At 66.9% G+C, this 11,553-nt stretch carries 11 protein-coding genes; 4 read left to right on the top strand and 7 right to left on the bottom strand.

The features are described from left to right. Positions 1 to 140 precede the first annotated feature (140 nt). Both JWQ89_RS08825 and JWQ89_RS08820 read left to right on the top strand, forming a co-directional pair. Positions 141 to 350: a cold-shock protein gene (locus tag JWQ89_RS08825; RefSeq protein ID WP_299640202.1), complete on the top strand. Its 210-nt coding sequence runs from the start codon at positions 141 to 143 to the stop codon at positions 348 to 350. Between the two features lie 205 nt (positions 351 to 555). Then, positions 556 to 1,719 carry an MFS transporter gene (locus tag JWQ89_RS08820; RefSeq protein ID WP_299640201.1) on the top strand — a complete coding sequence of 388 codons (1,164 nt, stop codon included), beginning with the start codon at positions 556 to 558 and terminating at the stop codon, positions 1,717 to 1,719. Positions 1,720 to 1,778: 59 nt separating this feature from the next. On the opposite strand, the gene JWQ89_RS08815 is transcribed toward JWQ89_RS08820, so the two are convergent. From JWQ89_RS08815 to JWQ89_RS08800, 4 genes are all read right to left on the bottom strand, one after another. Beyond that, the gene (locus JWQ89_RS08815; RefSeq protein WP_299640199.1) at positions 1,779 to 3,080 is read right to left on the bottom strand and encodes an NAD(P)/FAD-dependent oxidoreductase; all 1,302 of its coding nucleotides are present in this window, start codon (positions 3,078 to 3,080) and stop codon (positions 1,779 to 1,781) included. A gap of 269 nt (positions 3,081 to 3,349) precedes the next feature. After that, complete coding sequence (locus JWQ89_RS08810) at positions 3,350 to 4,906, bottom strand: DHA2 family efflux MFS transporter permease subunit (protein ID WP_299640197.1); 1,557 nt, start codon at positions 4,904 to 4,906, stop codon at positions 3,350 to 3,352. A gap of 1 nt (position 4,907) precedes the next feature. Continuing rightward, positions 4,908 to 6,053 (bottom strand): HlyD family secretion protein, encoded by a 1,146-nt coding sequence (locus JWQ89_RS08805; protein WP_299640196.1) that lies wholly within the window; start codon positions 6,051 to 6,053, stop codon positions 4,908 to 4,910. Positions 6,054 to 6,055: 2 nt separating this feature from the next. Further along, a complete protein-coding gene (locus tag JWQ89_RS08800) occupies positions 6,056 to 6,520 on the bottom strand; it encodes a MarR family transcriptional regulator (protein WP_299640194.1) in 465 nt (154 codons plus the stop codon). A gap of 838 nt (positions 6,521 to 7,358) precedes the next feature. Here JWQ89_RS08800 and dusA point away from each other — a divergent pair. Further along, positions 7,359 to 8,375 carry a tRNA dihydrouridine(20/20a) synthase DusA gene (dusA, locus tag JWQ89_RS08795; protein WP_299640192.1) on the top strand — a complete coding sequence of 339 codons (1,017 nt, stop codon included), beginning with the start codon at positions 7,359 to 7,361 and terminating at the stop codon, positions 8,373 to 8,375. Positions 8,376 to 8,631: 256 nt separating this feature from the next. Here the strand turns inward: dusA and JWQ89_RS08790 are convergent, their stop codons facing one another. The 3 genes from JWQ89_RS08790 to JWQ89_RS08780 form a co-directional block, all read right to left on the bottom strand. Next, entirely contained in the window at positions 8,632 to 9,123 is a 492-nt protein-coding gene (locus JWQ89_RS08790) for a nucleoside deaminase (protein ID WP_299640191.1), read from the bottom strand. Positions 9,124 to 9,162: 39 nt separating this feature from the next. Then, on the bottom strand, positions 9,163 to 9,849 hold the full coding sequence (locus JWQ89_RS08785) for a TIGR02281 family clan AA aspartic protease (RefSeq protein WP_299640189.1): 687 nt from the start codon (positions 9,847 to 9,849) through the stop codon (positions 9,163 to 9,165). A 61-nt stretch (positions 9,850 to 9,910) separates the two neighbouring features. Further along, positions 9,911 to 10,744 (bottom strand): adenosylcobinamide-GDP ribazoletransferase, encoded by an 834-nt coding sequence (locus JWQ89_RS08780; protein WP_299640188.1) that lies wholly within the window; start codon positions 10,742 to 10,744, stop codon positions 9,911 to 9,913. A gap of 69 nt (positions 10,745 to 10,813) precedes the next feature. Here JWQ89_RS08780 and JWQ89_RS08775 point away from each other — a divergent pair. Further along, on the top strand, positions 10,814 to 11,553 hold a 740-nt coding region (locus tag JWQ89_RS08775), incomplete at its 3' end, for a nicotinate-nucleotide--dimethylbenzimidazole phosphoribosyltransferase (protein ID WP_299640186.1).

The raw sequence follows: 11,553 nt of genomic DNA, 5'->3' as shown, positions 1-11,553 counted from the left end.
TCGACATTTGGCTGACATCCGGCCGTATGCCCCCGCTCTCGGTCAGGCGCACGATAAGGACTTCCAAAATTCGACTGACCCGGGCGGGGTGACCGAAAGTTGTTCTGTCCACTAACATCACTGCGAAGAGGGACTACCCGATGGAAAAGGGCACCGTCAAATTCTACAACGACCAGAAGGGCTATGGATTCATCCAGCCCGATAGCGGCGCAAAGGACGTGTTCGTGCATGCCACCGCGCTGCAGCGCGCCGGCCTGACTGGCCTCGCGGAAGGTCAGAAGGTCTCGTTTGAGACCGGCGAAGACCGCCGCACCGGCAAGGTCGCCGTCACCGAGATCTCGGCCGCCTGATCCGGCGAGTGGGATTTGAATGAAGGCCGGGTACCGCGAGGTACCCGGCTTTTTCGCGTGCGATCAGGCGAGCCGCCGGTGGCTGCTATCCCCACCCCTGTCGCCCGCCCCTGCAGGGGGACGACTGCTGCGTGCGCCTCAGGATTTCCCCGGCCGTGCAAATAGGCTAGGGTTCGCGCACGGGGCTGGCACAGGGGCAGCGGTCGTGGACACCCGGATTCTGTGGTTTGTGCTGGCCGGCTTCATCAGCGGTACGGACGGCTTTGTAATCGGCAGCCTGCTCCCCTCGATCAGCGCGGACCTTGGGATCACGGTGGGCGAAGCGGGGTACGTCCCCTTTGCCTATGCGATGGTCTACGCGATCGGAACGCCCATCCTCGCGACCTTGTTTGGCAACATCGAGCGGCGGAAGGTCCTGATCGGGGCGGAGCTGACATTCGCCATCGGCGCGGTGCTGATGGTGCTGGCGCCGACGCTGCCGCTCCTCATCGCGGCCCGCGTCGTGGTCGGGCTTGGCGTGGGGCTGTTCGCGGCGATGGCGCTAACGACCGCGGTTGCGATGTCTCCGCCGGAGCGGCGTGGGCGGACCATCGCCGTCGTGACGAGCGGCCAGTCGCTGGCAGCGCTTGCCGGCGTGCCGCTCGGCGCATTCGTCGTCTCGGTCTACAACTGGCGGGTCATCTTCGCGGCAATCGCGGTGCTGGCGCTGATCGCCGTCGTCGGTCTGATGTGGAACCTGCCGCGTGGCGTGCGCGGGGAGAAGGTGACGCTGCGCGAGCGGCTCAGTGTCATTGGGTTGCCGGGCATTCCCGTGGCGCTGCTGTCGACGTTCCTGTTCATGCTCGCACAGTTCACGGTGATCATCTTCATTGCGCCTCTCGCCCAATACGCGGGCGGTCTCGGCGCGCAGATGCTGCCGCTCCTGCTCCTTGCCAATGGCGTCGGGGCTGTCGCGGGAACGCAGTTGGGCGGGCGGATCGCCGACCGCATCGGAGCGCGTCGCGCCACGATCCTCGCGGCAGCAGCCCAACTGGTTCTTCTCGCCGCCCTCGCCGCGGCAGGGTCGTTGCCGGCAACCGTCGGCGCCGTCGCACTTTTTGTCATCATTCCGGCGATCGCGCTGACGGGTTGGGGCTTCTACATGGCGCAGTCAAGCCTGATTTCGTCGATCGTGCCCCGCTCGCCGGCGCTCGCGCTCGCGCTCAATCTAACGGCCATGAACCTAGGAGTGGCGCTGGCTGCGCGGCTGGGCGGGGCCATCCTCGACCAGGCGGGAGCGTTCTGGCTCGCCGTGTTGCCGGTTGCTGCGGCGATCACGGCCTTGCTGGTAGCAAGCTTCGTGCTGCCGGAGCGCAAGGCCATCGCGTAGCGGCCTTGGTGCAGAGTCAGCTCCGGAGGCAACAGGAGACACGCGGGCGGAGCCCCTAATCACCCGTCGGTGCCCCCTGAAGTGCGCTGCTTCTTCCCGCTCCCCGCTTCACCCCAGGTGATCAGCCGGGCGCTGCGGTGGCCGGTGAGGTAGATCCACAGCCAGCTCAGGGCCACCGAAATGCGGTTCTTCATCCCGATAAGAAAGTAGATGTGGGCCAGCCCCCATGTCCACCAGCCGATCACGCCAGTGAGCTGGATCCAGCCGAAATCGATCAGCGCGGCGCTCTTGCCGACCGTGGCGATGTCGCCGGCGTGCCGGTAGCGGAAGGGGCCCGCGGTCTCGCCCTCGAGGCGCGCCTTGATCACCGACGCCGCGTACTTGCCTCCCTGCTTGGCCGCATCGCCGATCCCCGGCACCGGCTTGCCGTTGGGCGCCATGACGGTGACTGTGTCTCCGACGGCGAAGATGTTCGGGCTGCCGGGAACGGTGAGGTCCGGCTCGACCTTGATGCGGCCGGCGCGATCGGCCTCGACGTCGAGCCACCTGGCCGCGGGCGAGGCGAGCACGCCCGCCGCCCAGATGATGGTGCTGGCGTGGAGCACCTGGCCATCGAAGCGCACAGTGTCGGCCGTCACCCCGGTAACGGGCTGGTTGAGCAGCACTTCGACGCCAAGCTTTTCCAGCGCCGCCTTGGCATAGACCGAGAGGTTTTCGCGGAAATTGGCGAGCACCTTCGGACCGGCCTCGATCAGGACGACGCGCGCCTCTTCAGGCTTGATCGAGCGGAACTCGTTCCTGAGCGAGGTGCGGGCGAGATCGATGATCGCGCCGGCGAGCTCGACCCCCGTCGGTCCCGCCCCGATGATCGCGAAGGTGAGCAGCGCGGCGCGCCTTTCGGGATCGATCTCACGCTCTGCCGCCTCGAAGGCGAGCAGCAGGCGCCGCCGCATGGCGGTGGCGTCCTCGAGCGTCTTGAGGCCGGGGGCGAAGGGCTCCCAGTCGTCGTGACCGAAATAGGCGTGCCGGGCGCCAGTGGCGATGATCAGGCTGTCGAACGGCACCTTCGCGCCGTCCTCGAGCTTGACCATCTGCGCCGTCTTGTCGATGCCGGTGACGTTGCCCAGCAGCGTCGTCACCTCCGGCCGGTTCTTCAGCAGCATGCGGATCGGCCAGGCGATCTCCGACGGGCTGAGCGCGGTGGTCGCCACCTGGTAGAGCAGCGGCTGGAACAGGTGATGGTTGCGCCGGTCGATCACGGTGATGTCGACATTGGCGCCCTTGAGCGCCTGAACCGCGGCGAGGCCGCCGAAGCCGCCGCCGACGACGACGACGCGATGTTTGTGAGTTGAGCTGGTCATGGTCGGACCCCGTTTTACCGCCCGCAGCATATGTAAGTGCCTGACAGCCGGCGCCCAACGGGCGGGGGAGCAGGGCTTGCATGCGCCGGGGGCAGGGGAGTTCCCTTCTCCCACAGGGGAGAAGGTGGCGCGTAGCGCCGGATTGGGGGTGCAGGGGCCCCGCAACTTCCATCTGGCGGCATCGCAGGGTGCCACGCCGAGGGAGCGCGGGCCTGAAAGTATCGCACCCCTCACTCCCCTCAGGGGAGAGGGGAAGAGTCCGGTTGCCCCTATTCCCCCATCGCGTGCGCCCGTTGCTCGGGCGTCATCGGGGTGGCGGCGCGGGGTGGGCGGCGGAGCAGCAGCACGATCGGCAGCGAGATCAGCGTGACGAACATCATCAGCTTGAAGTCGTCGAGGAACGACAGCATCGCCGATTGCTGCGCGATCAGCCCATTGAGCGTGCTCACCACATTGGCGAAGCCGCCATGGCTGGCGGCGAAGTCGCGGATTGGTCCCGCATCGAGCGTCACCCGCTCGCCGAGCTCGGCCTGGTTCACCGACTGCATCTGCGCCAGCACCGTAGTGACGATCGAGATGCCGACGCCCGAGCCGACATTGCGGATGAGGCTGAACATGCTGGTCGCCTCCACCCGGAACCGCGCCGCGATGGTGGCGAAGGCCAGCGTGTTGAGCGGCACGAAGACGAGGCCCATGCCGATGCCCTGGATGAAGCCCGAGAGCATGATCGGGCCGGTGCCCATCACGATGTCGAACTGGGTCATCATGTACATCGAGTAGGCGGTGAGCAGCGTGCCGGCCACTACGAGGATGCGCGGGTCGTATTTCGACACCAGCCGGCCGACGAGGATCATCGACACCATCGTTCCGATGCCGCGCGGTCCCATGACGATACCGGTCTCGATCACCGGAAAGCCCATCAGGTTCTGCAGCATCGGCGGCAACAGCGCGAGGCCCGAGAACAGCGTGATGCCGATGACGAAGATCAGCACCAGGCCCGTGGCGAAGTTGCGGTCCTTGAACATGGCGAGGTCGACGAACGGATTTTTGGCCGACAGGCAGTGGATGATGAACACCCAGACGCCCGAGATCGCGAGGATCAGGTAGAGCCAGATTTCCGGCGAGTCGAACCAGCCCACGCCCTGGCCGCGGTCTAGCAGCAGCTGCATCGAGGCGACGGCGAGGGCGAGCATGCCGAAGCCGAAGAAGTCGAATGGCCGCTTCTTGATCTCGCCCTTGGGCATCAGCGTGAACAGCACGAACAGCGCCAGCGCGCCGACCGGCAGGTTGACAAGGAACACCGCGCGCCAGTTGAACGTCTCGGTGAGCCAGCCGCCCAGCGTCGGCCCGATGATCGGCCCGATCATGATGCCGGCGCCGAAGATCGCCATGGCCTGGCCCATCTTCTCGCGCGGGTTGATGTCCATCATCGTCGCCTGCGCGAGGGGCGCGAGCACCGCGCCGCAGACCCCTTGGATGACGCGGAACAGCACCATCTGCTCGAGGCTGGTGGCGATGCCGCAGAGCAGCGATGCTGCGGTGAAGCCAATGACCGCGAACAGCATGAGGTTCTTGCGCCCCAGCGCATCCGCGAACCAGCCGGTGAGCGGCGTCGCGATGGCGGAGGCGACGATATAGGAGGTCAGCACCCAGTTGATCTCGTCCTGCGACGCGCCGAGGCTGGCGCGCATATGGGGCAGGGCGACATTGGCGATGGTGGTGTCGAGCACCTGCATCACCATGGCCAGCATGATGCCGGCCGTGAGCAGGCCCTTGTTTTTCACCACCACGGCGGGTGCTGAAACGGCGGGAGCGGCGGCGGCCATGCTACAGTGCCTTCTGAACTTCCGGCGCTGAGAGTTCCGGCTTGGTGTCGACGCTGACGACGGCGCTCATGCCGTTGACCAGCGACTCCCCGGCCGCGTTGTCCACGGCGATGCGGACGGGAACGCGCTGCACGACCTTCACCCAGTTGCCGGTGGCGTTCTGCGCCGGGATCAGCGCGAATTCCGCACCGGTCGCCGCGCCGATCGAGTCGACATGGCCCTTGAGCTTGGTGCCCGGGAACGCGTCGACCGAAATCTCCGCCGGCATCCCGACGCTCAGGCCGGTGAGCTGGGTCTCCTTGAAATTGGCCTCGATCCAGGTGTCGCCGGTCTCCACCAGCGTCGCGATGGTCGAGCCGGTGGCGATGAACTGGCCGACATTGAGGCTCGCCACTTGGCTGACGATGCCGTCGGCGGGCGCCACGACCGTGCTCTTGTCGAGGTTGCGCTGCGCATTGTCGCGCGCCGCGAGCGCCGCGCGGACCGCCGGATGATCGTCGGTCCTGACGTTCGGATCGCCGCCGAGCGCGGCGGTGGCATTGGCCACGTCCTGCTCCTCGAGCGAGACGTTGGACTGCGCCTGCTGCAGCGCCAGCCGCGAGTCGTCGAGTGCCGATTCCGCCGAAATCCCCTGCTTCTGCAGGTTCGAGCTGCGGTCCCATTCCTTCTGCCGGATGGCGAGGGTCGCCTTGGCGGCGTCGAGCTTGGCTGTCGCCGTGCCGAGGCCGACACGCAGCTGCTCGACATTCACCCGCGCCGTGGCGAGTGCCGCGTCGGCCTGGCTGAGGGCGATCCGGTAGGGCTCGGGGTCGATGGCGAACAGGGTGTCGCCGGCCTTCACCACCTGGTTGTCCTTGACCGCGACCGAAACGATGCGGCCGGCCACGTCCGAGGAGACGGAGACCTTGGGCTGCTGCACATAGGCGTTGTCGGTATCGACATAGCGCCCACCGGTGAGCCAGAAATAGCCGCCGCCGACAGCCAGCACCACCGGCACCGACAGCATCAGCGCCAGGCGCCTGCCCGACCGCTTCTTCTTTGCCGGAGGGGTGGGCGCAACCACGGCCTCGGGCTTCGCCATTTCGGCGACCGGGATCGAGACCGGCTTGGCTTCGCCGGGGGCAGGGGTGGTGACGCGGGCATTCATGATCAGATTTCCTCGAGTTCGGCCGTCTGGCCGATAAGATTGTCGCGCATCCTCGAAAGCGCTTTGATTGCGATCTCGCGCTCCTCGGGCGTAATGCCCTCGAGTGCGGCTTCGTACATGGCGAAACCGACGGTGCGGGTCGTGGTGAACACCTGCTCGCCCTCGGGCGTCAGCCGGGCCAGCTTGGCGCGGCTATCCGTCGGGTCGGCATAGCGATCGATCAGGCCGCGTTTCTCAAGCCGGTCGAGCACGCCCGAGACGGTCATCGGATCGGTGTCCGTCGCCGCGGCGAGCGCCACCTGGGTGATACCCTCGTTGAGCGCGATCTGCGCCAGCACCCGCCATTGCGGCAGCGTGATGCCGTGTACGCGCGCCTGATCCTCGAAGCGCCGCTTCAGCAGCCGGGCCACTTCATGGATCAGGTAGCCCATCGGGGCCTGCTGCTTGTATCCAAGGTTCGATTTCATAAGCGCACATATAATAAGCGCACATACGAAGTCAACGAGGGACCCGCCGCATGCTGACGAAATTGGCACTAGGCTCAGGCCAGCGGGGCGCCGCCGCGGCCGGGACTGAGGCTTGCGCGGCCACGCATTGCTGCAGACGGGAACTGTCTATTGTCATTTTTCGCCCTTCGCACGGGCAATAGATTGGAGTTGCCGCTGGAAGAGAGCTGTCATGACCGTTTTACGTTGTGAACTTGGCGCCATGTCTATCGCGGCTACCGCCTTGGCGTGCTCCGCAAAATCGCCAGATTCACGATGTATCCGGTTGCGAGCTGCAATTGGTTGTTTGCCACAGGGTCAATAGAAGGCCGGAGGCGAGCCTAGAACCACTTCCGCGGCGGCAGTTTTTACCTGGCTGTTATGTACCGGTGTGAGGCGAGTCCATGCGTAACCCGACCAATTCTGCACCTTTGCTCTCCGTAGCGGTAATCCCCTCGTCAGTTGTTGCCGGCGGCGTTCGGGCCCAGCAGGCCGGCCAGGCGAAACGCAGACGGTCCCAACCTTTGATGGAAGCCCCTGCGCAGTTCGAGAAGAAGCGACTGAAACGGAAGCCGAGAAGCCCATCGGCAGCCGGGCAGGCCGCCAATAGGCCCATCGCCGGCAGGCCCTCGGATGAAGGCGTCGAGCTCGGCAGCTTCCTCGACACCATGGCGCGGCTGGACGCATTGCTAAAGGCCCTGGATGCTCCGGAGCGGGTCAGACCCCCGCGCGGATGAGGCCTACCGGCCAGCTTACCTCCGATCCTGCAGCTACCGGCTGCCGCGCAAGATGCCGTTGACGGCTGGCGTTTTTGCTCCGCATGCCCTATTTCCCGGCCATGGCACACGACCTCGCAACCGCCCGCCGCTTCTCGGTGGCGCCGATGATGGATTGGACTGATACCCATTGTAGGTATCTGCACCGGGTCCTGTCGGCGCGGGCGTTGCTGTTCACCGAGATGGTGACGAGCGCCGCGGTGGTGCACGGGCCGCGCGAGCGGCTGCTGGGATTCGATGCGGTCGAGCAGCCGATTGCGGTGCAGCTCGGTGGCTCCGATCCCGCGGAACTCGCCGAGGCGACGCGCATCGCGACAGAGTTCGGCTATGCCGAGATCAACCTCAATGTCGGCTGCCCATCCGACCGGGTGCAGTCCGGCCGCTTCGGCGCCTGCCTGATGGCGGAGCCGGAGCTGGTGGCCGAATGCGTCCGCGCCATGCGCGACGCCACCGACCGGCCGGTGACGGTTAAGTGCCGCATCGGCATCGACGACCAGGACACCGAGCAGAGCCTCGACCGCTTCGCCGACCTGATGGTCGGGGCCGGTATCGAGGCGCTTTACGTCCACGCCCGCAAGGCCTGGCTCAAGGGCCTGAGCCCCAAGGAAAACCGTACCATCCCGCCGCTCGACTATCCGCGTGTCTACCGTCTGGCGCAGCGCCTGGCGCCGCTGCCGGTGATGATAAACGGCGGTATCGAGACGCTGGAGCAGGCGGACGCGCACCTGGCGCATGTCTCAGGCGTGATGCTCGGCCGCGCCGCCTACCACGACCCGCTGCTGCTGGCCGAGGTCGATGCCCGGTTCTTGGCCGACGCGCATCCGGTGCCGGACCTCAAGGCGATCATCGCGGCGATGGCGGAGTATGCCGAGCGCCAGCTCGCCGCGGGGGCACGGCTCAACAACATCAGCCGGCACATGCTGGGCCTGGCCAATGGGCGGCCCGGGGCGCGGACGTTCCGGCAGATCCTGAGCGTCGATGCAGCGAAGCGCGGGGCAGGGCCTGAGGTGCTGTGGCGGGCTTATGAGGCGGTGGGCGAGCGGGAGTCGGTGGCGGCTTAGCTGACAGCCTGATGCCGGGTGAAGCGACCTCTCAGTCGTCTCACTCCACCTTGTGGGAGGGAGAGAGGGTGGCGGTGGCCAGACGCTCGGAGCGTGGAGCACCCCCACCCAGCTACGCAACGGACTTGGCAAAGCCAAGTCCTGCTCCGCTGCCCTGCCCACAAGGGGGAGGAAGGACCGAGGCATCCCCTCCCTTCTCCCCTTGTGGAGACGGGGTGCCCGAAGGGCGGATGAGGGCTCGGAGAGCCACGATGCCTCAGCGCTTCCCCTCCCAGAAATCCGCCTGCAGCTGCGCCGCTTCCTCCGCCAGCAGTGGCCCGACGACTTCCGTCGGCCTTTGCCCCGCCTCGAACACGATCTGACAGGGCAGGTCGAGCGTCGGGTTCTCCTCATGCGCCCCGGTCTGCGCCTTCAAATCCCGCTCGGTCTGGCCGAACACCACCCGGCCGATACCGGCCCAGTAGATGGCGCCCGAGCACATCGCGCAGGGCTCGGCGGAGGTATAGAGCGTGCAGTCTTTCAGCTCTTCGAGGCTGAGGTTCCTGGCCGCCCACGAGGCGAGGAGTCTTTCGGCGTGCGCGGTGCGGTCGCCGCCTTCCGAGGAATACCCGTTCCCCTGTTCGCGCAGCACTTTGCCGCTTTTGTCCGCGAGCACCGAACCGAACGGGTGGTCGCCGCCGTCGCGGGAGCGTTTGGCGACGGCGAAGGATTGGCGCAGCAGGGCTTCGTCGTAGGGGCGTTGGGGCATCAATCTCTCCGATGGGATTTCGGGGAAACTATGACCCGCTCAATCCACCAGTTCCAGTGAATTGCCGCTCACCCCGTAGCTGTTCAACGTCCCGAGGAAGCTCATGCCGAGCAGGCTGGTGTCGAGCGCGCCCCGATCGGCAACGAAGGCGCGGACCTTGTTGCGCACGATCCCCCCGACCTCGACCTGGTCGAGCAGGACGCTGGCGGCCTTGCCGGTACCGTTGGCGGTGGAGACAGAGACGTCGTAGCGCAAGGCATCGGTGGCGATGCCGGCCTTTCGCGCGTCGCCTTGGGTCAGCACCACGGCGCTGGCGCCGGTGTCGAAGATGGTGCGCACATCCGCGCCGTTGATGGTGGCCGTGATCTGGAAATGGCCGTCGCGTCCGCCGCGGAAGGTGGCGGTGCCGCGCTCGCTGTCGACCACCGCGACTCCCGGCATCAGCTCGCCGAACACCCGCGACGCGACCCCGCTCAGGTCGTCGCGATAGGTGTAGCCGACCAGCACTACGCCGAAGATGCCGGCCCACAGGACGAGGTTGCCGAGCAGCTCGGAGAACCGGTGCCGCCGCGCGAACAGCCCGCCGGCGACGAGAATGAGGATGCCCACCAGCGGAATCAGCTGCCCGAACTGGTCCTGCGTGAGACCCACCATGGTCCCCGCATCGGCGCTGACGAGCAGCGCCAGGCCGATGGCGATGACAATGGCGAAACCGATGAACAGCATGAAGCCCCCTTCGTGGCGCTAGCTCGATAATGGTGCACTACGGGCGCAATTCAAGCGGCGTTCACGCGAAGATCAGGAGAACGGTCAGCACGGCGAGCTCGATCAGCACATGCAGTGCCCCGATCAGGTCGCCCGTCTGCCCGCCGATCAACCTGCGGCAGGTCCCGGTCCAGGCTGCCGCGACACCGGCGGCGGCGGCGAGCGCCAGGACCACCGCCACGACGCTGGTGAACGGTGCGGCGAGAACGAAGGCCAGCACTACGGCAAAGCCCATGCCGATGGAGAAGGCGCGTTTTGACACCCGTCCCACCGCCGCCGACGCGCCGCCCTCGCGAGCATTGGGCAGGTCGACGCTCAGCCACAGGCAGCCCGAGCGGGCGAGGATGCTCGAGGCAAGCCAGATGCCGCCGGCGGCCAATGGGTTGTACGCCGCCACAGCGCCGATCGCCGTGACGCGCAGCAGTAGATAGAGCCCGAGCGCCGCGACGCCGTAGGTGCCGTGGCGGCTGTCCTTCATGATCTCGAGCCGTCGCTCGATGCTCGCGCCGCCGAGGAGGCCATCGGCACTGTCGGCGATCGCATCCTCGGGCAGGGCGCCGGTGACCACCAGCATCGCCGCAACCCCGAGCGCTGCCGCGAAATAGCTCGGCAGGCCGATCCACACCGCGAGCATCATCAGCAGCGCCGGCCCGAAGCCTATGATGAGGCTGGTAAAGGCGAGTCCAACCCCGATGCGATCGAGATTGGGCCTTTCGAACGGGCGGTCGCCGGTGGGCAGCCGCGAGAAGAACCTCAAGCCCATCACCAGGTCGTCGCTGAACTGCCGCTCCGGCTCGGGCTGCGGTGGGGGCCGATTGTCCTGCCGCGGAGGTGATCCGGGCGTATCGTCGCTCAATTGCAAATGCCCGCCGATTGGTCCAGAAGCTTGCCTCCCTTAGCACCCCTCAGCCGGAGTCGTCATCCGATGGCGTCCCCCTTCGCCGACATCATCGACCTGCTGCATATCGCCCCCGAGGGTGATGAGGCCGCCGTGGCCGCGATCCGCGAGCGCGACCGCCAGCTCACCAAGCCGCCGGGCTCGCTCGGCGAGCTTGAGGGCCTGGTCGAGTTCCTCGGTCGCTGGCAGGGCAAGGCCAGCCCGACGCTCGACAACCCGATGGTCGCTATCTTTGCCGGCAACCACGGCGTCACCGATCAGGGCGTCTCGGCCTTCCCGCGCGAGGTGACGGCGCAGATGGTCGCCAATTTCACCGCCGGCGGCGCCGCCATCAGCCAGATCTGCGCGCTGCACGAACTGAACCTCCGCGTCTTCGAGCTGGCGCTCGACCTGCCCACCGGCGACATCACCTGGCAAGCCGCGATGGACGATAGGATGTGCGCCGCGACCATCGCCTATGGCATGGAGGCGATCGCTGGAAAGCCCGACCTCCTCGCGATCGGCGAGATGGGCATCGGCAACACCACGATCGCCGCGGCGCTCTACACTGCGCTCTTCGGCGGCACCGGCGCGGACTGGGTCGGGCGCGGCACCGGCGTCGATGATGCGGGGCTCAGGCGCAAGGCCGATGCCGTCGACCGGGCTATCGCCTTCCATCAGGGCGCCCTCACCGACCCGCTCGCCATCCTTGCTCGCCTCGGCGGCCGCGAGATCGCGGCGATGCTCGGCGCCATCATCGCTGCCCGCCAGCAGAAGATCCCGGTGAT

This window comes from Devosia sp. (assembly GCF_028290645.1).
Taxonomy (GTDB): Bacteria; Pseudomonadota; Alphaproteobacteria; order Rhizobiales; family Devosiaceae; genus Devosia_A.
This window is presented reverse-complemented; position numbering and strand designations above follow the sequence as displayed.

Coding starts and splice junctions, on each gene's coding strand:
- JWQ89_RS08825 (WP_299640202.1), top strand. CDS start 141: ATGGAAAAGGGCACCGTCAAATTCTACAACGACCAGAAGGGCTATGGA.
- JWQ89_RS08815 (WP_299640199.1), bottom strand. CDS start 3,080: ATGACCAGCTCAACTCACAAACATCGCGTCGTCGTCGTCGGCGGCGGC.
- JWQ89_RS08810 (WP_299640197.1), bottom strand. CDS start 4,906: ATGGCCGCCGCCGCTCCCGCCGTTTCAGCACCCGCCGTGGTGGTGAAA.
- JWQ89_RS08805 (WP_299640196.1), bottom strand. CDS start 6,053: ATGAATGCCCGCGTCACCACCCCTGCCCCCGGCGAAGCCAAGCCGGTC.
- JWQ89_RS08800 (WP_299640194.1), bottom strand. CDS start 6,520: ATGAAATCGAACCTTGGATACAAGCAGCAGGCCCCGATGGGCTACCTG.
- dusA (WP_299640192.1), top strand. CDS start 7,359: ATGCCCTATTTCCCGGCCATGGCACACGACCTCGCAACCGCCCGCCGC.
- JWQ89_RS08790 (WP_299640191.1), bottom strand. CDS start 9,123: ATGCCCCAACGCCCCTACGACGAAGCCCTGCTGCGCCAATCCTTCGCC.
- JWQ89_RS08785 (WP_299640189.1), bottom strand. CDS start 9,849: ATGCTGTTCATCGGTTTCGCCATTGTCATCGCCATCGGCCTGGCGCTG.